Source organism: Sodalis sp. (in: enterobacteria), assembly GCF_036327475.1.
Lineage (GTDB): Bacteria > Pseudomonadota > Gammaproteobacteria > Enterobacterales > Enterobacteriaceae.
Genome location: NZ_CP132913.1, coordinates 1,550,204 through 1,571,626, shown reverse-complemented (window position 1 = coordinate 1,571,626; position 21,423 = coordinate 1,550,204). Strand labels below are relative to the sequence as shown.

Here is a 21,423-nt window from a genome sequence, read left to right as displayed (position 1 = left end):
TATGAAATACAGTGAGTTGCGCGCCCTCCTCGCTCTGCTGGAGCTGTAGAGTGGGAATTAAATGAATCATCTTGCCAATCGATCCCTATTGGAAATGACGGAAATCACCAACCGCACGCCGCGTGCCGACATCATGCCGGTACTGTACAATCTGCTCGGCACCCCGGAACGGGTGGCGCTCGGTATGGGACAGGGGAGCGTCAGCACACTGCGGAATATTGGGAAATTACTGGCATTTTTTAAAGAGCCAGTGCTGACCAAAGGCTTTCGCGACCTGCTGGACAAAGTTCTCAATTCCGCCAAGTACTGCGCATGCTGAAGCGTTTTCCCGGCGCAGTCGCTCTCAGCGCCGATCCGGCGACAATTTGGCCGCGGTGACGCCTGTGCCTGATGCGTTCTCAGAATGCACATTCGCCAGCCTGCTGCAGGATTACAAAACCGAAGTGGCCAAGTGTGTTTCCTGCGATTTGAAGGTACCTGGCCAGCGCGGAGATCATTTTGGAAGGTTACCTTGAAGCGAGAGAAACGGCGACCGAAGGGCTATAGGGGAAAGCGCTTAATGAAGTTTTCGTCCAATATTGCAAAAGCAATTTCCAGAAATCGTGGATTTCTGCCGCTGAAAGGGCTCCCCACAACCTGGCGGTAGTGACCATCAAAAGCAATATGCCGGCCACGCCAAACGGGTAATGATGGGGCTGGTCATTCCTGCATCAATTCATATATATCGTGTACGATGATGATATCAATGCACGTAATTGGAAAGACGTGATATGGGCGATGACGACCCGTATGGGGCGCAGTCTTGATAGAAAACACACTGATAGATTATCTCGATTTCGCTGCGCCGGTTTTCGGGCTGGGCTCGAAATGAGCATGGACGCGACAAAGAAATGGCCGGGAGAAACCCTTTGCGAATAGGGTACCCCAATTGAAATGGATCGGACGGTGCGCGCGTTGACGCCATCTGGGACCAACTCTAGCTATCCTAAAAATGCCATTGCTTAATGATCCGACAGAGGGACTGCATGACAACATTGACCTGTGAGGTCTCTTCCGTGGATGCCATCACTAATACCGTTTACCGCGTACGACTGGCACCGAAAGCGGCTTTCCACTTCCGCGCCGGACAGTACCTGATGGTGGTGATGGATGAGCGCGATAAACGCCCCTTTTCCTTGGCGTCAACGCCCATGGAAACGTCGTTTATCGATCTACATATCGGCGCTTCCGAACTCAATTTATATGCGATGGCCGTCATGGATCGTATCCTGAAAAAGAGGGAAATTACCGTCGAAGTCCCTCAAGGCGAAGCCTGGTTGCGTGATGATACCGACAGGCCCATCGTGCTGATCGCCGGGGGTACCGGTTTCTCCTACGCGCGCTCGATTTTATTGACGGTGCTGGCGTGCCAGCCCGAGCGTAAAGTGGCGATATACTGGGGCGGTCGTGAACGGGGTCATCTCTACGATTTAGGCGAACTGGAGGTGCTCACTCTACAGCACCCGCAATTGTCCGTAGTACCCGTGGTCGAACAGCCGGATGAACAATGGAAGGGCCGTTCCGGTACCGTCCTGATGGCGATGATGCAGGACTATGACTCCCTGGAACCCTACGATATCTATATCGCGGGGCGCTTTGAAATGGCAAAAATCGCTCGTGAACGTTTTTGTGCCGAGCGCAGCGCCGTGATCGATCGCATTTTTGGTGATGCTTTCGCCTTTGTTTAAGCAGGTTCATCCGCATCAGTGCCGTTGCATTCGCGACGACGGCCCGACAGACGGAGCGTTATGATAATTATGGGCCAATTACGTTCCGTATAAGGCCTGAGCATGGAATCACTTTCTTCGTTATATCATCGCCACACTCAAACAGCGCATTCAGGAGATAGCGCGGCGCCAACAGTTGGATGGATTGGTGATGTATGCCGGCGAGCCGATAGGCCGCTTTCTTGATGAACATAACTACCCGTTTAAAGTTAATCCCCATTTCAGAACCTGACTACCAGTCACTCGCGTACCGCTACCGCACTGCTGGCTATGGGTGTAAACAAGCCGAAACTCTGGTATTACCCGCCGGTAGATTACTGGTGTTTAGAATATTGTGCCGTTCGCCGATCCGGACGAGATGACTATGCTGTTGTCGCCACGCGCGAGGGTCGCTTACTTGTGTTCGACGCCGCAGCGCACCTCCCACCTGGGGATTGAAAGTAAATATATCAACCCGCAGCCTGTGCTGGATTATTGCATTTTCACCGCGCCTAAAACCGACTATGAACTCGCTTGCATGCGCGAGGCGCAAAAATCAGTAGAGTAAACGGCTATCAAGCGGCGAAAGAAACCTCTTGTCCGGCATGTGCAAATTTAATATTAATATCACCTACCTTAGCGCCTGCGGTCACCGCGACACCGATGTGCCTTATAATATATCGCCCTGAATGTGCCAGAATGTAACGGTTACGCCGCCGACCTGACCGGTACCTATGCGGCGAAAAGACAGCGATTTCGCCGCGCTAATTACGGCGATGTGAATAATGAGCAGCGGGCGCTATCGTCACCATTGAAACCGGTATTAATTACATCGACTACCATGTACAAATGCACGGCAGAATCGCCAAATTGCTGCAGCAGTTCGATATTATCAGCGACCTTAGCGAGGACACCATAGTGGTGGAGGGCGTTGTGCCGTTCCTGCCCGTATGCGCTGGAATTACAGGTACACGATCTTGCCGGCTTCATGCAAGATGATCGTGGTACATCCCTGGCGACGCCGTCACGCTATCCCCGCCTGCGCTGTACACCCGTTCTAAAACCGCGCATGGTGTTGAGATCGAACCTGGTCTTTATTTTAGAAACACTGCTGGCGCCTTGGCGACTACAGCTACTTCAGCCGGCATTTCAACTGGTTGCGCATCGAAAACTTCAAGCCTTAAGCCTGCGGAAACCGCCAAGACCTTATGGTTTATCTATACGCGCTGACAATTGCCCGCGCGCTGGCGCTGTGAGGCGCGGGCATGCCGGCGTTCGACGCGATAGACCACAGCTTTTCTCGATTGCCATCGGCGGGTTTTTCCACCAACAATGCCGGTATCGGCCATGACCATAGCCCGCTTATCAATACGATCGCCCTCGGCAGTGTTTTACTGATATCCGGGCGCAACTGCGGTTTACATTTCCGCTAACGGTGGTCTGTATTTTGCGCTACGATGTATACGATTGCAGCCTGCAAACGCTTAACAAGGCTTTCTTTCAGGTGGTACTCTGGCGACTACAGGCGGGTTTGCTACCGACAGTATCGCCCAGTGTCTGCTGTTTCTAACGATGTTGCCGGTTCTACCGGCGGCGGATTGAAGGTGATTCCCGCTGCTTGCATGGCTCGCGAGAACTAAAATGTTTGGTGCATTACAACGCTATTTGTACCACTACTACATTGGACAACCGGACGCTGCCGGAGCGAGCGGATTCTCGAAGCAGCTTAGTTTTTCCCGTTTATGCGCTAGTGTTTATCCTCAGTATGCTGGCGGTGGTCACCACCGGCGCCGACAATTTTTGGCAACGCTTAACAACCCTGGACCATGCCATGGGGTTGTAGTAGATAACTTTAGCTCCATAAACACAGTTACCAAGTGAATCCTCATTTTTGACCATGATATTTGGCCGACTGGAGATATTTACTTTATTGGTCCTGTTTACACCGATTGGTCCTGTTTACACCGACGTTGGCATGAGTGATACAAGATTTGCCATGAAAACATTGATGCTCTACTCGAGCCACGACGGCCAAAGGTACAAATCGCGCGTGCTATCGCAGCTTAATCTTACCGATTGCGTTTTGTTTCGTTAATTTGAGGCGTGCAAGCCCGATAACCGCTGGTTTGATCGGGTCATGATCCAGCTGATAATGCATGTGACCGGCAGTGAAGTCGATCGCACCAAGGAAGTGAAATATACGGATTGGCAGCAGTTTCCGCTTTTGCCGCTGATTTAGCGCATTAACCGTCAAACAGGCGACGCAGCGCTACTAAATGAGGGTTTTGCTGAAAAATAAATCAATCAGATCGTATTTGAGCCAGAGGCAAGCGGTCCACGAAGGTTAAATAAAAGCTTGACTCTGCAGCGGAAAAGCGTAGTATACGCCACTTGTACCGGTAGAGGAATTACCCTCCCGGACACGCTCTTTAACAATTTATCAGACAATCTGTGTGGGCACTCATAAGACAGTATCGATACACGAAATATCAAGTCTTGAAGAGTGAACAACGAATATTCATAGGAATACCAGTTTTAATTCTTTGAGCATCAAGCTTTTAATTGAAGAGTTTGATCATGGCTCAGATTGAACGCTGGCGGCAGGCCTAACACATGCAAGTCGAGCGGCAACGGAAAGAAGCTTGCTTCTTTGCCGGCGAGCGGCGGACGGGTGAGTAATGTCTGGGGATCTGCCCGATGGAGGGGGATAACTGCTGGAAACGGTAGCTAATACCACATAACGTCGCAAGACCAAAGTGGGGGACCTTCTGGCCTCACACCATCGGATGAACCCAGATGGGATTAGCTAGTAGGTGGGGTAATGGCTCACCTAGGCGACGATCCCTAGCTGGTCTGAGAGGATGACCAGCCACACTGGAACTGAGACACGGTCCAGACTCCTACGGGAGGCAGCAGTGGGGAATATTGCACAATGGGGGAAACCCTGATGCAGTCATGCCGCGTGTGTGAAGAAGGCCTTCGGGTTGTAAAGCACTTTCAGCGGGAAGGAAGGCGATGGCGTTAATAGCGCCATCTGTTGACGTTACCCGAAGAAGAAGCACCGGCTAACTCCGTGCCAGCAGCCGCGGTAATACGGAGGGTGCAAGCGTTAATCGGAATTACTGGGCGTAAAGCGTACGCAGGCGGTCTATTAAGTCAGATGTGAAATCCCCGGGCTCAACCTGGGAACTGCATTTGAAACTGGTAGGCTAGAGTCTCGTAGAGGGGGGTAGAATTCCAGGTGTAGCGGTGAAATGCGTAGAGATCTGGAGGAATACCAGTGGCGAAGGCGGCCCCCTGGACGAAGACTGACGCTCAGGTACGAAAGCGTGGGGAGCAAACAGGATTAGATACCCTGGTAGTCCACGCCGTAAACGATGTCGATTTGAAGGTTGCGGCCTTGAGCCGTGGCTTTCGGAGCTAACGCGTTAAATCGACCGCCTGGGGAGTACGGCCGCAAGGTTAAAACTCAAATGAATTGACGGGGGCCCGCACAAGCGGTGGAGCATGTGGTTTAATTCGATGCAACGCGAAGAACCTTACCTACTCTTGACATCCAGAGAACTAGGCAGAGATGCCTAGGTGCCTTCGGGAGCTCTGAGACAGGTGCTGCATGGCTGTCGTCAGTTCGTGTTGTGAAATGTTGGGTTAAGTCCCGCAACGAGCGCAACCCTTATCCTTTGTTACCAGCGATTCGGTCGGGAACTCAAGGGAGACTGCCGGTGATAAACCGGAGGAAGGTGGGGATGACGTCAAGTCATCATGGCCCTTACGAGTAGGGCTACACACGTGCTACAATGGCGCATACAAAGAGAAGCGATCTTGCGAGAGTCAGCGGACCTCATAAAGTGCGTCGTAGTCCGGATTGGAGTCTGCAACTCGACTCCATGAAGTCGGAATCGCTAGTAATCGTGGATCAGAACGCCACGGTGAATACGTTCCCGGGCCTTGTACACACCGCCCGTCACACCATGGGAGTGGGTTGCAAAAGAAGTAGGTAGCTTAACCTTCGGGAGGGCGCTTACCACTTTGTGATTCATAACTGGGGTGAAGTCGTAACAAGGTAACCGTAGGGGAACCTGCGGTTGGATCACCTCCTTACCTAAACGATACGTTAAGTGACGTGCCCACACAGATTGTCTGATAACTACCACGAGCAAGAAACCTCCTATAGGCTTGTAGCTCAGGTGGTTAGAGCGCACCCCTGATAAGGGTGAGGTCGGTGGTTCAAGTCCACTCAGGCCTACCAGTTACACTTATCCCGATGAATGAGACCGCAGCGTGTTGTTGTCAGGCAAACGTGTCAGGCTGTGTTCAGCATGCGGTGAAAAGAAGATTGGCTGTCGCCCTGTTTATTGACTGTGGTGAACGAAGCATTACCTGGCATGCAGGTAGACCAGGCATATGCAAGATGAACGACTTGGGGCTATAGCTCAATTGGGAGAGCGCCTGCTTTGCACGCAGGAGGTCAGCGGTTCGATCCCGCTTAGCTCCACCATTCATGGAATGTATTTGTGGGATGAGCGATTTTTCTGTCGTTGATTTGTTTCAGAGCGCGTTTGATAAACGCGCTCTGAAATATCGTGCTCTTTAACAATCCGGAATAAGCTGAAAATTTGAAACACATGCTGAAGTGCAAGCTCAGCATGTGAGTCTCTCAAACGAAGTAAGCAAACCTGAGATAACGCTTAACGTTATCACTGTCGTGCGATAGGCGCTGTCGTTTCAGCCCGGTCCTCACAGACTGTGCCGAGTCTCGCCTGTATGGTGAGACTCAAGCGAGACGACGCAAGTGACTGAAAGCCCGGAAGTCGTGGCAGACCGTCGAACCAAATGCAGACAGCTCAGGGTTGTGAGGTTAAGTAACTAAGCGTATACGGTGGATGCCTAGGCAGTCAAAGGCGATGAAGGACGCGTTAATCTGCGAAAAGCGCCGGTGAGCTGATATGAAGCGTTATCAGCCGGCGATGTCCGAATGGGGAAACCCGATGCAATTCGTTGCATCATCGTCAGGTGAATCCATAGCCTGACGAAGCGAACCAGGGGAACTGAAACATCTCAGTACCCTGAGGAAAAGAAATCAACCGAGATTCCCCCAGTAGCGGCGAGCGAATGGGGAACAGCCCAGAGCCATCATCAGCTTGCGCATCAGGAGAACGGTCTGGAAAGTCCGGCGACAGAGGGTGATAGCCCCGTATCCGAAGGTGCGCTTGTTGTGAGCTCAATGAGTAGGGCGGGACACGTGATATCCTGTCTGAAGATGGGGGGACCATCCTCCAAGGCTAAATACTCCTGACTGACCGATAGTGAACCAGTACCGTGAGGGAAAGGTGAAAAGAACCCCGGCAAGGGGAGTGAAATAGAACCTGAAACCGTGTACGTACAAGCAGTGGGAGCATCCTTCGGGGTGTGACTGCGTACCTTTTGTATAATGGGTCAGCGACTTATATTCTGTAGCAAGGTTAACCATATAGGGGAGCCGTAGGGAAACCGAGTCTTAACTGGGCGTTTAGTTGCAGGATATAGACCCGAAACCCGGTGATCTAGCCATTGGCAGGTTGAAGGTTGGGTAGTACTAACTGGAGGACCGAACCGACTAATGTTGAAAAATTAGCGGATGACTGGTGGCTGGGGGTGAAAGGCCAATCAAACCGGGAGATAGCTGGTTCTCCCCGAAAGCTATTTAGGTAGCGCCTCGTGAAGTCATCTACGGGGGTAGAGCACTGTTTCGGCTAGGGGTCCATCCCGGATTACCAATCCGATGCAAACTGCGAATACCGTAGAATGTTATCACGGGAGACACACGGCGGGTGCTAACGTCCGTCGTGAAGAGGGAAACAACCCAGACCGCCAGCTAAGGTCCCAAAGTCATGGTTAAGTGGGAAACGATGTGGGAAGGCCCAGACAGCCAGGATGTTGGCTTAGAAGCAGCCATCATTTAAAGAAAGCGTAATAGCTCACTGGTCGAGTCGGCCTGCGCGGAAGATGTAACGGGGCTAAACCATACACCGAAGCTGCGGCAGCGACACGTATGTGTTGTTGGGTAGGGGAGCGTTCTGTAAGCCTGTGAAGGTGACCTGTGAGGGCTGCTGGAGGTATCAGAAGTGCGAATGCTGACATAAGTAACGATAAAGCGGGTGAAAAGCCCGCTCGCCGGAAGACCAAGGGTTCCTGTTCAACGTTAATCGGAGCAGGGTGAGTCGACCCCTAAGGCGAGGCCGAAAGGCGTAGTCGATGGGAAACAGGTTAATATTCCTGTACTGGGTGTGACTGCGAAGGGGGGACGGAGAAAGCTAGGTTCGCCGGGGGACGGTTGTCCCGGTTCAAGCGTGAAGGTGGAATGAGCAGGCAAATCCGCTCATTCTTAACATTGAGGCGTGATGACGAGCCACTACGGTGGTGAAGGAATTGATGCTACGCTTCCAGGAAAAGCCTCTAAGCTCCAGGTCACATCGAATCGTACCCCAAACCGACACAGGTGGTCAGGTAGAGAATACCAAGGCGCTTGAGAGAACTCGGGTGAAGGAACTAGGCAAAATGGTGCCGTAACTTCGGGAGAAGGCACGCTGGTGTGTAGGTGGAGGGCCTTGCGCCCCGAGCTGAAGCCAGTCGCAGATACCAGCTGGCTGCAACTGTTTATTAAAAACACAGCACTGTGCAAACACGAAAGTGGACGTATACGGTGTGACGCCTGCCCGGTGCCGGAAGGTTAATTGATGGGGTTATCGCTTGCGAGAAGCTCTTGATCGAAGCCCCGGTAAACGGCGGCCGTAACTATAACGGTCCTAAGGTAGCGAAATTCCTTGTCGGGTAAGTTCCGACCTGCACGAATGGCGTAATGATGGCCAGGCTGTCTCCACCCGAGACTCAGTGAAATTGAACTCGCCGTGAAGATGCGGTGTACCCGCGGCAAGACGGAAAGACCCCGTGAACCTTTACTATAGCTTGACACAGAACATTGAGCCTTGATGTGTAGGATAGGTGGGAGGCTTTGAAGTGCGGACGCCAGTCTGCATGGAGCCAATCTTGAAATACCACCCTTTAATGTTTGATGTTCTCACTCAGGCCCGTCATCCGGACCGAGGACAGTGTCTGGTAGGTAGTTTGACTGGGGCGGTCTCCTCCCAAAGAGTAACGGAGGAGCACGAAGGTTAGCTAATCACGGTCGGACATCGTGAGGTTAGTGTAAAGGCATAAGCTAGCTTGACTGTGAGAGTGACAGCTCGAGCAGGTGCGAAAGCAGGTCTTAGTGATCCGGTGGTTCTGCATGGAAGGGCCATCGCTCAACGAATAAAAGGTACTCCGGGGATAACAGGCTGATACCGCCCAAGAGTTCATATCGACGGCGGTGTTTGGCACCTCGATGTCGGCTCATCACATCCTGGGGCTGAAGTAGGTCCCAAGGGTATGGCTGTTCGCCATTTAAAGTGGTACGCGAGCTGGGTTTAGAACGTCGTGAGACAGTTCGGTCCCTATCTGCCGTGGGCGCTGGAAGATTGAGAGGGGCTGCTCCTAGTACGAGAGGACCGGAGTGGACGCACCACTGGTGTTCGGGTTGTCATGCCAATGGTATTGCCCGGTAACTACGTGCGGAAGAGATAACCGCTGAAAGCATCTAAGCGGGAAACTTGCCTCAAGATGAGTCTTCCCTGAGGTCTAGAGCCTCCTGAAGGGACGTTAAAGACGATGACGTTGATAGGTCGGGTGTGTAAGCGCTGCGAGGCGTTGAGCTAACCGATACTAATGACCCGTGAGACTTAACCTTACAACACCTGAGCTGTTTGAGAGCGAGCCACAAAAGTGCAGGTAATACCACCAACACCTGCAGCAAATGCAGGCAAAATGTGGTCGCTCATGTGCTAAGAGACAAGACACGAGACACCATCAGTGATGTTCCGGATAACGCCCGATGATCACGTAAGTGAGGGTTGGGTAGCCAGAGCCCGGAGCCCTCCGTACGGCGAAAGCGGTGCAGACAACGAATTTGCCTGGCGACACTAGCGCGGTGGTCCCACCTGACCCCATGCCGAACTCAGAAGTGAAACGCCGTAGCGCCGATGGTAGTGTGGGGTTTTCCCCATGCGAGAGTAGGAAACTGCCAGGTATCCATTTTAAAAAGGTTGTGCTGGTTAATATCGGGCTAGCATTTTCCAGGCTATACCGTAGATAAAGCGGTAAATTTACAGGCGCCGAATATATTGCCGTTCTGACAATGGGTGGGTTTGTTTTTGTTGCTGAGTATCGGAGAGCAATATCCAATGTGGCGGTAGGGCTAGCAAAGACGGATCAGGGGAGGCTCAGCATGGCGGCTCTGCTGACCTATCTTAATGATGAATGCCGCGATTAATACTCTATGCAGCAGGTGATAAACTGGCGATCAGCAATCCCAGTGCTCACGTCAGGGGATAGCACTTAGGATCCAGACGTTGGAGATGGGCATATTCGGCGGGGTGGTCATTGGTTTGGTGTCTCATTGGCTGATAACCGTTGCAACAAAATTGTGTTGCCGCAATTTCTCGGCTTTTCGGTAGCTCGCACTTTGCGCCAATCGGCCGGTCTAGTGGATGCAACCGGCTATTTCTGGGGACCTTTATCTATAGTTTTGTATTGCAGATGCTGGGCTAGTTTGGCTTACATCATATTTTCTATTTGCCGTTCTGGTCGTAGCACTTAGCGGCAGCGAGATGATATACTGCTGGCTGTGTGGAGGGATTCAGCGCACTTTCTTTACGAAATTAGCGGGGATTCCAATACCAGCATTATTATATCGGCACAGCGTGTTTTATGTCCGGACATTTTATTACAATGATGGTGTGGGAGGGCTGCTGCTGTCGGCTGCGCTCACTTCTTTCTTGACCGGCATTACTGAGCCTATCGAGTTTCATTCCTCTTTATTGCTGCGCTGTATGTGTTGCACGCCGTGTTCGATAGTTTGCTGGCCTATATTCTGCAGGCGGAGGCCCGTAAGCAAGTCAGCGCCTGCGGGGTGATTAAACGCGGCAACGTGTTGTGCAAGTCATCTATGCTCCCATGTGACGGAAATTGTGAAATAATAGAGAAAGAGACCGCGTGAATCCATGCTGACGATAATTACAGGCAAACTGAGAACCGCTGCACGGTGCCCAGACATGGCATGTATGGCGTTGTTAGTACAGCAAGGTGGGTTGCTGCGATCCGCACCAACAGTCTTGGTGGATGTGGCGGCGGTGCGACGATAGGTTGCGCTGCCGGTTATCGCTATCATCAAACGAGATTATCTCAACAGCAACTGAATATACCGCAAAGATGAGCTTATGGCGACTCAGTGGCCTATTGGTTGTCATGGACGTCACCAATAGTCGCGTTTCGGCGGCGACTCGCTGGCACAATAGGTGGCTTGTTCCGATATTATCCGCAATTACTATTGATGGCCGATATTGCAAGCGTAGTATAGGCACGCGTGGCTGAACGTCAGAGTTTCGATATTGTTGGCACGACGCTTTATGGGGTGCGATGCCTCTGCAATGGAAACGAGTAACGACGCGAGTGCGGGTGGTGAGTTCAAAGCCAATATTACGACTGCGCGCCGGCAAGGCCGATTGATGTTCGGCGATCGCACTGCTAGCCAACGCCAGTAGTGCACGGATCTAATGGAGTGTTGTGTTACGGCCGACGGCCGGTCGAACTACCCTGGACTAGATGGCTGCAACTAGCACTCCAGTGGCAGGTCAGCATCCTTGATGCCTTCTGGCTTCCAAGGGCGCGACCAATCTGTAAACATGCCGGGGGAGAAAACGCAGCCTGTTCAGAGTATCTGTCTGATCAAACGGTCGATGCGGATACGGCGTAAACGACGGATAAGCTTACGCACTTTGACCGGATAGTCGGCGATGCTTTGCAACTCGGTGAAGTGCCGTACCGCCAAAGTGTGGGTACGGATCAGTGCGAGTTCACGCAGGCGCTGTGCCCGCAGCGCCTGCGTGGGATCGTGAATCAGCAGTGCATTCTCCAGATCGAGCCGCCAGGCCCGCGGGTTCAGGTTATTACCGGTCAGTAATTGCCACTCTTGGTCCACCCAAACGCCTTTTAAGTGATAGCTATTGTCGTCGTCTTTCCATAGACGCACCACCAGTTGACCGTTGTCTACATAACGCTGCAAACGGATAAGAAAGCGGCGCAGGTTGATTTCATACAGGTAAGGTAGGGCACCGATGATTTTAAACGGCTGATCTTCCGGGATATAGAAATCGTTAGCTGTTTTGTCGCCAACAATGATCTCCACTTGCCTTCCCAGGCGTAGCAGCCTGATGAGATCGCGTACCAGCAGCGTGGGCAAATTGAAATAAGGAGTGCACAGCGTCAAGGTATCGCGAGTCGAGCACAATAAATGGTGGATTGTTTTGTTTAGCAGGCTTTGTTTGCCCAATCCTACCAGCGGGGTAATGGCCAATTCATTGTGGCCTGCCTCACCTCGATAACGATAGCCTGCCCCCCGCAGAGTCTGACGAAACAATCGGGTATCGTTTTTTATTTCCAAACTTTTCGGTCGGGCGGTGTTGTCCAGTCGGTTCACTGCCGGTGCCGTGAGCAAGTGTTGTGTGATATAGTCGAGCAGCGTGTCTGCCAGCGACTGATTGCGGATAATCTGATAGCGATCGTAGCGGTATTTATCCTTCTGATGCAGATAGACATCGTTCAGGCTGGCGCCGCTGTAGATAACCTCGTCGTCGATGATAAAACCCTTCAAATGCAACACGCCCAACGCTTCACGGGTATTGACCGGTACGCCATAGACTGGTACGTCCACGCCTGGATGAGCTTGAGCCATCCGGCAGTACCAGTCAGCGTTGGTATCGGCGGCGGCGTCGCCGATGCGGCCGCGCTGCGCCCGGTGCCAATCAACGAGAATCCCTATTTCAAGCGTAGGGTCAGTGCGTTTTGCCTGATATGTGGCCTCAAGGATCTGTTGGCCGCCTTGGTCCTGCTCTAGATACAGCGCGACAAGATAAATCCGCTGTCGGGCACCGGCGATGGCCCGTATGAGCGCTTGATAGAAATCTTCAGGGTTGAAAAGCGTTTCAACATCTGCAACCGTCTGGGGGATTTTTGGCAGTTGTGCAAGGTGTTGTTGGTGTTTTCTGCGTTTGAAAGTTGACAACATCACAGCGCGCTTCTTCTCTTGTCATAGAAAGTTGGAATGACCCTGTGCAAACAGGTAGTTGCGTTGCATTGGTTATAAGGTTATAATACCACTACTTCCGTTGCTTGTGGTGTTTCAATTTGCCCGGCGAATCCTTGCCGCTATCGATGCAATGCTCTCTGTAGAAGTTCCAGTGCTAACGACAGCGCAACCGATGCCATCCTGTAATTAAAATATCTACCGTGAAGCCTAATTTGCGCGCCAGCGTTATCATGCTGTTGGGTATGTTCCAGCAGCATGCGCCCCGAGTCCCAGCTTTCAAATCGGCACGCATCAGCACCGCGAATTCCGCATCATTACTATCGGAAAATAGCGCGGGTGACGCCGATGATGACTTCACCTTCTTGTTGCTGCGTGACTACTACAAACGCCTTTCCCCGATCGTAGTCAATTTGTGTCATATAGCCCAAATCTTCAGAAGTAGCGGTAATAAAAGATCTTTACGGGTCAGTTAGCCACTGAAAGCTTTCAGTGGCGGTTCATCTTCTGACAAAATCGGCCGGGATAAGGCCGAATAGACAGCCGCGCGTCGGCGTAGCCATGGTATTCGCTTAAATGCAAACTGGCATCTAGCGCCGTCATATCCGCTGCCGTAGGCCAGCAGCAGATAATTTTCTGGCAATCAGCTACTAACAATCAGCTACTAAATCAGACACCTGCACCAGCAGTTGACTGAGCGTAGCGGTTCCAGCGGATACTGCGGGCGGTTATTGCGCAGAGCGCCCGTCTTTAATCCCTGCAGCAGATGATAGCCAGGCCATATTAAGCTGCGTCAGCACTACCTACCTCTTCGCTATCGCCTAACAAAATCAGCGAGCCGAGGACGGAGTCCTGCTCTATAAGCACGATGGCCGCTTTACAGCCTCGTTCGCCGAGCGCAGTCAGCAGCGCTGTTTAGCCTGGCGTGGGTACACACTACCGCCAGAGCCGACGTCAGCGGCAGCAATGCCATCAAAGGATAGCTGAGCACGCCGCAGACCGCCTGATATTCAGCGTCATCGGCAGCACAGACCTGTACCGTCCCGTCGCCGTAAACTCATCTATGCATCCCTTGCTGGTTAACGGGATAAGTGCAGGCGTTTTATTCATTCCTGCTGACGGTAGCCCTAGGGAGCCGTGCGGCGAAGCGATGAAGCATCGACGCGGACACGTTGTCTGGGTGGGACAGTGGCGCGTGCTGGGTAGACTAAGACCGATAAACGCCATCGCCAGCGGAGATGGCTGTTAGGGGCGCTAGGCGCGGCGCATGGGGTTTACCCGCCAGATGCGGCTGTGAAAGAGGATAAATGCGCCATCAGCGCGTCAGCGGCGGCCCTGTCTCCCACCAGGGTAAGCGAGGCGGCGTCCACTTCCGTGGCACAATGGTGGCCCTCGCCGTGGCGGCCGGGCGTTGGGTAACGCATGATTGACCACGCGTGCTTCCCACGACGTAGGGCCGGCGGGAAACACGAGATACGGTTGAGATACGGTTGATGGAGCGGATCGGCTACCGCCCACAGCATGGCCGGATCCGGTTCGGTACGCGACAAGACGAATTTTGTATCGTCGGCAGAATATCGGTGATTAACCCCGCCCGGTGTTGCTGACCTTGATGGGTTCAGGGTCGAATACCCACAGACAGAATCAGCTGTTGGTCTGCTTGGGCATGATAGTGTTGCACAAACAGCGCCGACGCAGCAGAAGAGATCGCAGCGCAGCACCTGGAAGACCTAGCCAGTGGGCACGAAAAGGGCGCGTGGAGTGTTGTAAGCGCAAATGGGCGTGCAGCGTTTAAGGTCATGGCGTGGCCAGTGGTGGAAAAAGAGGATGAATTTACCAAAGCGCTTAAGGAAGGGTAATGCTTTTGCCTCACGGTCTGGGCTTTCTGGGTGCATCAGCCCATTCGATCAAGGCGGTTTTCTTACGGCATAAGTTTAGGGGCTTTACTTACCGTATCGGGACCGCCCCTGGAGAAGGTCGTCTGACTGCGCTGACCCACTTTATGACGGGCCGGCGTGTGTTTAGGAGGTTGTGTCCTAGAGGGAGAGGCCTTCATCCAGCCACTCCTTGAATGGCGCTTTCGGTATTGCACCATGAAGCGAGTCTACTTTCTGCCCTTGCTTGAATAACATAATGGTTGGAATACTGCGAATACCAAAACGGCTGCTGAGCGCCGGTTCGGCTTCGATATTGATCTTGATGAAGCGCACTTTATCGCGACGTTCGCCGGCGACGGCATTAAACACCGGCGCGAAACCTACGCAGGGGCTGCACCACGGGGCCCAGAAATCGATGACGATAGGCAGATCGTCTTGCAGCAGCTTGTCAAGCGTAGCGCCGGTGGCGTGAATAACTGAACCGTCCAGCAGCAATTCAGCACAGCGGCCGCATTTAGCGGCATCATTGATCCTGTTGTCCGGCAGGCGGTTGGTGGCCAGGCAGGATGCACAAACTGTGTTCATAATGTTGTCTCTAATGAGCGTAACCGCCACACCGGGAATTTGCGACTGGACAGTATTCGCACTTTAGTGGGTCAGTTAGTAGTGGAACAGTCTTTGAAGTGTGGCAAAAGAAATAACGGGTGACAAAATGATTTGTTCAATAGTTTCGATAGTTGCCGGCTTTGACATTAACCCGGTAGCCATATAGGCGGAGATCGGGTAATCTTCGCGCCCATCAGAGAGGGAAGGACAATATGAGCGATAGCGATACGTTAAAGGGTAAGAATGGCAAAGTCCGCGTGATGTATGTGCGAAAAGAGGAATGCCAGGCGTCAACGCGCCGCACTGTCACGCGCAGCTCCACCACCAATTGCAAGAGCGGTCAGCGTGATGAGGATCGTAATCCGTGGAGAGTGCCCGGCGACCGCGCCAGTGGCGGTGCACGTGCCGAACGCACCTCCTCTTCAGGTGACGCACTGCGTTGCGCCCGGCAGGATGCTCCGCCCTGCGACGACAGTGCCGGCCGCCGGCCGTGCGGCGAAACCTCGGACTCGCCGTGGAAAACCTTTTACGCAGGGAATGACGTTGCCGTACACAATCATGGAGGCATCAGCGGCAAAAGTCAGATTGATCCCGAACAGCTGCGCCGCCAGCGCGCCGAAGAAACCCGCGTTTACGGGGAAAATGCCTGTCAGGCGCTGTTTCGCAATCGACCAGATGCCATCGTTCGAGCCTGGTTCGAGCAATCGGTGACGCTGCGGTTTCGTGATACACTGCGCTGGATGGCGGCAAACCGCAAGGCTTATCATGTGGTGGAGGATAATGAGTTGGCCAAAGCCTCTGGCACAGATCATCACGGCGGTGTCTGTTTTCTGATTAAAAAACGTGCCGGTCTTGACGCTGACGGTTACTTGACTAGCGTCGCTGCAAAACAACACGCTTGTGTTATGGCGCTTGAACAGATTAATAACCCTCACAATCTCGGCGCAATCTTGCGCAGTTGCGCGCACTTCGGCGTAAATGGCGTGATGATGAGCGATAGCGCCCTATTGGAGTCCGGCGCCGCGGTGCGCACCGCAGAAGGCGGGGCAGAGTACGTCAAAGCCATTCAATGCGACGATATGTTGCAGGACATGCAGCGTTTTCAGTGCGCAGGTTACACCGTGGTGACGTTGGCCGGTAGTGGCGGCACGCCACTTTCCAAAGTGAAGATGCCCGCCCGGTCGGTGCTGGTATTAGCGGAAGAGGGCGGTGCGCTCTCACAAGCTATACTGTCGCAGGCGGATATCGCGGTGGTCATCAACGGCACTGGTCGTGTACCCAATTTGAATGTGTCCGTTAGCGCCGGCATTTTATTGGCGGAGTGGTGGCGGCAAAACCGCGGTTGACGGTGGCGGGACGCAAAACGTCGCGGAGGATCCTTTTGTCGCTTGCTGTGGCAAGCGACAAAACCCACTCCAGCATATCCTCTCTGAGATATGCATGTCCAGCTTGTTTAATAGCTTGCGGGTCAGGCTTTCCAATTTGCTGCTTTTCCGCTTCATTCAACATCGATCACAGGGAAAGTGAGCAGTGTCTACGGCGACAAGAGATTATCGAGAAACATCTGCCCTGACGTTCGTTGTATGCAACTGCAAACAACGGCGGTCATTTTCGCTCTCTTTACGTTCAATCTAGCCGCGTCGGTATGCAGGTGGCGTTGGTACGAGGGAACTCAATTCTGACGGCTGATATATTGCAGCTGACCCAGGATTCCAGGGTTACCAACGCCATAAACATGCACATGCACAAACGGGTTAATAACATTTCCTGGAAAGGAAAATCGTTTTTGCTGCGCGCGCAGCGTTAACATTTGAAGGTAAACGAACTTTCCATCGGTAACCTGTACCTCATTAGTTTCAGGTTATATAATAACTAAAAGTTTTGACGTCTATATAAGTGTTGAGGTAATGTCAATTCACCTGCTTCTTAACTGCTACGATCAAAATGTCGGCGGGTACTTGTACACCACTCCATACGTCAGCGTGCTGAGAAGAGTGTCGCCATAACGGTACTACGACGGTACTACGAGTGCGGCGAAACAACGCCGTTAACGCCCGCCAACGCAGGTCGGCTACGCTGCTGCGACTCCTGGAGGATGGGGGATGTCAGGTAAGGTGGAGACCACCAGCAATGCACAATGGCGGTAATGCCGATACTGTCCAGTATCCGATCTAGGGCGGCCGTTGCATAACGGCTGGCCGCCGGCGCTGCCCGCCAGGCAAAGCGGTAACCAGCGAAACAGAAAATCGCCGTATCGCCGTCCAGACCGTGCAGCCAATGATCAACACGGTACTGGTCACCGCTCTCCTCCTGTAACAACGACAGCAACGCTGCCAGACAGCTGTCGCCGAACCCAGAATGTCATGGGGATCGATACCAACCAGAGGCCCACCAAGGCGCTGACCAGCGCCGGTAGCATAAAGCCTAGTATCGCCGAGACAGCGGGCCAATCATCGAGCAGACCATGCCGGAACAGACGCCAGACAGCGTGCCGGCCACCCACGATAACCAAGCACATAGCGCGACGCCTAGTATCCAGTCTTCCAGTTGCAGTTATCCCGACTGAAGCGGCTGATGGCGGCGGCGAAGACTTCATCGGTCAGGCCGAAAGCCCAGAAGGTGGTTTTACAGGGCGCCAACGCGCAAGGAATGCGTTCGCAGTGCTGGTTCAATAAAGACGCACGTCCATCGCCATGACCGTCAGCACTGCTATCCACAGTAAAACGCCGGCGCTGAACAGGATAGTAATTACAAACTGGCTGGCGCCAACGTAAATGATGCAGAAGATGAACAGCACTTTCAATACCACTTTCAGCGGCGTTAAGCCGAATTTTTCGGTATTCAGCCCAAAGGCGAACACCATCGGCATATACCTGATGACAATCGGCAGGCTATCTTTCATGTCCTGATGGAATGTCGCGAGTGCGGTAGTGGCCGGCAGACCGGAAATGTTATACTCCATGATGAATCGCTTTCTTTCCTTGATGGCTTACAGGAGCCAGGAGCACGCCGCCACGCGCCGTGGCGGCGAATCTTATCAATACCAGCGGCGCACGCGTGAATCGGATGCGAGGAAGGCTGGACTCTTCGTGACAGCTGTCGCGCATTCACAATAACAAATTGGTCTGGCAAAATGGACCGACGGCGAGGCTGACGCCGTTCCAGCCGGCGCTTTGGTAAGCCATGGTGGATACCCGCGACTCGGAGGCGCCTCCGGCGAAATAGCTGTTCATGTAATCGGAGATTAAGCAGTTACGCGCCTCCGGCATACGCGGTAAATCACTCTTTAGTTCGTCTCTTTGGTTAGAGATGTTCAGCCCATACACCACCAAATCGAGGGCAATGATACCCGAGCACTAGCAACAGCCAATGAGATATAGCCACTACCCAGAAGAACGGCAGCAATAGCCCCCCGCATGGCCATTTTGACTTTATCTCGGTCTACCAGCGCGCCGGCGCGAGTGACAGCTAATGCGCCCGCAGCGCCAACCAGGTCAAACAGGCCGATTTTCGACTCGCTACTCGCTAAAATAAAGGTGGCGCGGTCAGCAAAACGCCATGAAGGTCCAAAGTTTACTAAAACAAGCAAAGCTGAGGTAGCCCGGCAGAGCACGGTTGCGTAATATCGGCGATTACCGATAAATGCTGTTGAACTGAGTAGTTGGCGGTAATTGAGCACTGTTTATACCGCGGCAGGGCAAACCACAGTATATTACTGCCATGACCACCATCAACGCGCTCGCCAGCCAGTATACGGTTTGCCAGCCGCCGAGATCCACCAGCGCGCCAGCAGGATGCTGAGCAGCAGACCGCCATGAAGGGTACCATGACTGCGCCATCATGGAAAAGCCGGTCAGAGAAGCGGTGCCCAATAGCATCATCAGCAGGGATGGCGTCGAGGTAATCACCATCATCACGATCATACTGCAGCGTTCAAATTTATCGCTGAGAGGCAGTAGGTACCCTGACGGTAGGGTTTGCCATCTTTGCTAGCGTGGTCGTACATCTCTATCTATCCGAGGTTTCTGGTTCACCGCCAGATAGGTCGCATTGCCGTTAGCGATGGCTGGGTGGTAACGTTGTAATCCACTTCATTAGTGGGCTTGAGCGTCGTAGCCAAGTTTCTGCAGCGCCTGATTAACCAGCTCGGTTTGAAATGATTCTTCCGGCAGCGCTTTTCACTGCTCTTTACCACTACGCCTTTACCTGGCAGCGCGGTAGCGCAGACACACTGGGTAAATACGACGGTGAGCGCGAGCGCACAGATAACTGTATAATGATGGGGAATTCCTGTTCTGTTTATGCTGTTTATGGCTTGTCTCGGCGCAATACGCTGCCGTTGCCCGCTCCTCGGGGAGACGATCGAGGATAATCGCCAGGATCACAATACCAACGCCGCCGATGGTGGCCACGCCCATGCCGAGCATCGACATTTACCAGGCTATCAGCGCGAAAATAATTATCACCACGGGGCCGGTAGGCTAAGCAGTAGATGTTGAAAGCCGTTTAGGGTGAAGTCCACCGGGACGCGGATGCTCTGGAACAGCGAACGAAAATGTAATACTACCCATCCATGCCTTCGGTGACCCGGCGAACGAGGGGATAAGCGTTCGAGGGGATAAGCGTTTGATTTAAAGTAGGCAAGCACATTGAAAATGCGCGGGCGCACATGGATCGATTGTGGTGTTACTCATTATTCATCCCATTTTTATTATCCAGCGTCTGCAGTAGCATCCCTTTGCGGGGATGGTGGCCGGCGATGACAGCAACGCGTCTTTCAGAGTACCGTTGGCGGAAAGGGCGGCCTTCAGCGAATCAATGGAGACCGTGTTCAGCACATAGTCGAAATCACGATCCTCATCTTGCAGCAGCCTCAGCGCGGAGCGCGGGCCAATCGCCCGGGTTGACAGATCAGGGTTACCGGCCGGCGACGGGCGATATCTTTATCTTTGGCGCTAAATACCTGCGATATATCCACGCCACTATTGAAGATCTCATCCGGCGTGCTCACCTGCACCACCTCGCACCCTTGCATGATAGCGATGCGATCGCTGATGCGCATCGCTTTGTCACGTTCACGAGAGATAAAGATGATGGCGCGCTGATAGCGGGGCTGTGACTTAATAAGTTCGTCCTGCATTTGGGTACGAATAAGCGGATCTATCGGGATTGATGGCTAGTGCACGCCAAGCCGATACGATGGCGCATGTCGCCAGACAGCTTATCTGGCTAGGAGTGTGCATACTGTTCCAGCCCCACCTGCGACAGGGCTTCCAGCGCTTTTTACGTCGCACTCGCGCAGGGCGACATCTGTGATATTCGCGATGTTTTCGCCGTCAATCAGCATTGAGCCGGATAATCCCATAAAGACTAGCATTTTACGTTAACCGTCAGACAGGTTTTAAAAATATGGTATCTTTGTCTTGCTCTGCGTTAATCAATTTGAATGCCCTGTTCATAGTGTTCACAAAATAAATATTTTATAAAGGCTTTTATTTCAAGTTTTACTGCCATGAAATTATAGTTTTCCCGTATAGTATCTACTATATAAAATAATCATAACCAAATTAAAACGCTCTACATACTAACATGTAGAGATTCTGAGACAACCTCCAGCCGTCTTAAAGATAGTTCATGACACGAATAGCCTATTCCAGCCTGATCCACTACGGCAGATAAGGGCTTGCGGCAAATATTATCTTCGATATCAGCAGCAAAATGCGGTGTGGAGAGACCGCTTGCGGATATGTATCCGTTTCGGTCTCGCTCCGTATCGGTTCTATCAGTGAGGAAGTGTGCAATAATGTACTTACCACGGTTCTTTTGCGCAAGCATAATAGTGCCTGGCTACAAGATGGAGCGTTTTACCCAGTCAATCGCCATAATGGAATATTCGCGCATTACGTTTAATATCGGGTCAGAAATCAGTCAAGTATTATGGTTTTGAGCGAAAGAAATACGGCATTACAGATGTGGCGAAGAAGAGAAATAAGAAATGTAGGAGCACGGCTTATGCCTAAGAAGTGAAATTGTCAGG

The 21,423-nt window shown here is 52.6% G+C and carries 10 protein-coding genes, 2 tRNA genes, 3 rRNA genes and 7 pseudogenes; 13 read left to right on the top strand and 9 right to left on the bottom strand.

Going from position 1 to position 21,423, the window contains the following annotated elements; all coding sequences use genetic code 11:
- Positions 1 to 65 precede the first annotated feature (65 nt).
- From GPOALKHO_RS08495 to GPOALKHO_RS08440, 12 genes and pseudogenes are all read left to right on the top strand, one after another.
- Positions 66 to 980, top strand: a pseudogene (locus GPOALKHO_RS08495) (UbiD family decarboxylase domain-containing protein); the annotation flags it as partial.
- Positions 981 to 1,025: 45 nt separating this feature from the next.
- Positions 1,026 to 1,727 (top strand): NAD(P)H-flavin reductase, encoded by a 702-nt coding sequence (gene fre, locus GPOALKHO_RS08490; protein WP_406702130.1) that lies wholly within the window; start codon positions 1,026 to 1,028, stop codon positions 1,725 to 1,727.
- Positions 1,728 to 1,914: 187 nt separating this feature from the next.
- The gene (locus GPOALKHO_RS08485) at positions 1,915 to 1,998 is read left to right on the top strand and encodes a hypothetical protein (RefSeq protein WP_406703465.1); all 84 of its coding nucleotides are present in this window, start codon (positions 1,915 to 1,917) and stop codon (positions 1,996 to 1,998) included.
- A 102-nt stretch (positions 1,999 to 2,100) separates the two neighbouring features.
- Positions 2,101 to 2,313 (top strand): hypothetical protein, encoded by a 213-nt coding sequence (locus GPOALKHO_RS08480; protein ID WP_406702128.1) that lies wholly within the window; start codon positions 2,101 to 2,103, stop codon positions 2,311 to 2,313.
- A 599-nt stretch (positions 2,314 to 2,912) separates the two neighbouring features.
- Positions 2,913 to 3,840: pseudogene (locus GPOALKHO_RS08475) on the top strand (hypothetical protein); the annotation flags it as partial.
- 15 nt (positions 3,841 to 3,855) lie between these two features.
- Positions 3,856 to 3,984 (top strand): annotated as a pseudogene (locus GPOALKHO_RS08470) (menaquinone-dependent protoporphyrinogen IX dehydrogenase); the annotation flags it as partial.
- A 320-nt stretch (positions 3,985 to 4,304) separates the two neighbouring features.
- Positions 4,305 to 5,846 (top strand): 16S ribosomal RNA (locus GPOALKHO_RS08465).
- 71 nt (positions 5,847 to 5,917) lie between these two features.
- Positions 5,918 to 5,994: transfer RNA gene (locus tag GPOALKHO_RS08460), tRNA-Ile, on the top strand.
- Between the two features lie 173 nt (positions 5,995 to 6,167).
- Positions 6,168 to 6,243, top strand: a tRNA-Ala gene (locus tag GPOALKHO_RS08455).
- A 358-nt stretch (positions 6,244 to 6,601) separates the two neighbouring features.
- Positions 6,602 to 9,510, top strand: a 23S ribosomal RNA gene (locus GPOALKHO_RS08450).
- Positions 9,511 to 9,732: 222 nt separating this feature from the next.
- Positions 9,733 to 9,849 (top strand): 5S ribosomal RNA (gene rrf, locus GPOALKHO_RS08445).
- The 16S, 23S and 5S rRNA genes sit together here with 2 tRNA genes alongside, the layout of an rRNA operon.
- A gap of 102 nt (positions 9,850 to 9,951) precedes the next feature.
- Positions 9,952 to 10,695: pseudogene (locus tag GPOALKHO_RS08440) on the top strand (PTS transporter subunit EIIC); the annotation flags it as partial.
- Between the two features lie 834 nt (positions 10,696 to 11,529).
- On the opposite strand, the gene pssA reads toward GPOALKHO_RS08440, so the two are convergent.
- The 3 genes from pssA to trxC all read right to left on the bottom strand — a co-directional run bounded on the left by pssA (position 11,530) and on the right by trxC (position 15,365).
- Complete coding sequence (gene pssA, locus GPOALKHO_RS08435; protein WP_406703463.1) at positions 11,530 to 12,885, bottom strand: CDP-diacylglycerol--serine O-phosphatidyltransferase; 1,356 nt, start codon at positions 12,883 to 12,885, stop codon at positions 11,530 to 11,532.
- Between the two features lie 1,292 nt (positions 12,886 to 14,177).
- A complete protein-coding gene (locus GPOALKHO_RS08430; protein WP_406702126.1) occupies positions 14,178 to 14,453 on the bottom strand; it encodes a hypothetical protein in 276 nt (91 codons plus the stop codon).
- A 486-nt stretch (positions 14,454 to 14,939) separates the two neighbouring features.
- Positions 14,940 to 15,365, bottom strand: coding sequence for a thioredoxin TrxC (gene trxC, locus GPOALKHO_RS08425; protein ID WP_406702125.1), 426 nt, complete (start codon positions 15,363 to 15,365; stop codon positions 14,940 to 14,942).
- 233 nt (positions 15,366 to 15,598) lie between these two features.
- On the opposite strand from trxC, the gene GPOALKHO_RS08420 reads away from it, so the two are divergent.
- Entirely contained in the window at positions 15,599 to 16,732 is a 1,134-nt protein-coding gene (locus tag GPOALKHO_RS08420; RefSeq protein ID WP_406702123.1) for a tRNA/rRNA methyltransferase, read from the top strand.
- 676 nt (positions 16,733 to 17,408) lie between these two features.
- Here GPOALKHO_RS08420 and GPOALKHO_RS08415 read toward each other — a convergent pair.
- The 6 genes and pseudogenes from GPOALKHO_RS08415 to GPOALKHO_RS08390 all read right to left on the bottom strand — a co-directional run.
- Complete coding sequence (locus GPOALKHO_RS08415) at positions 17,409 to 17,714, bottom strand: hypothetical protein (RefSeq protein ID WP_406703510.1); 306 nt, start codon at positions 17,712 to 17,714, stop codon at positions 17,409 to 17,411.
- 76 nt (positions 17,715 to 17,790) lie between these two features.
- A pseudogene (locus GPOALKHO_RS08410) lies at positions 17,791 to 18,348 on the bottom strand (AzlC family ABC transporter permease); the annotation flags it as partial.
- Between the two features lie 145 nt (positions 18,349 to 18,493).
- A complete protein-coding gene (locus GPOALKHO_RS08405) occupies positions 18,494 to 18,655 on the bottom strand; it encodes a hypothetical protein (RefSeq protein WP_406702122.1) in 162 nt (53 codons plus the stop codon).
- Between the two features lie 363 nt (positions 18,656 to 19,018).
- Entirely contained in the window at positions 19,019 to 19,303 is a 285-nt protein-coding gene (locus GPOALKHO_RS08400) for a hypothetical protein (protein WP_406702121.1), read from the bottom strand.
- A gap of 438 nt (positions 19,304 to 19,741) precedes the next feature.
- Positions 19,742 to 20,018, bottom strand: a pseudogene (locus GPOALKHO_RS08395) (proline/betaine ABC transporter permease ProW); the annotation flags it as partial.
- A gap of 107 nt (positions 20,019 to 20,125) precedes the next feature.
- Positions 20,126 to 20,900, bottom strand: a pseudogene (locus GPOALKHO_RS08390) (glycine betaine/L-proline ABC transporter ATP-binding protein); the annotation flags it as partial.
- Positions 20,901 to 21,423 lie beyond the last annotated feature (523 nt).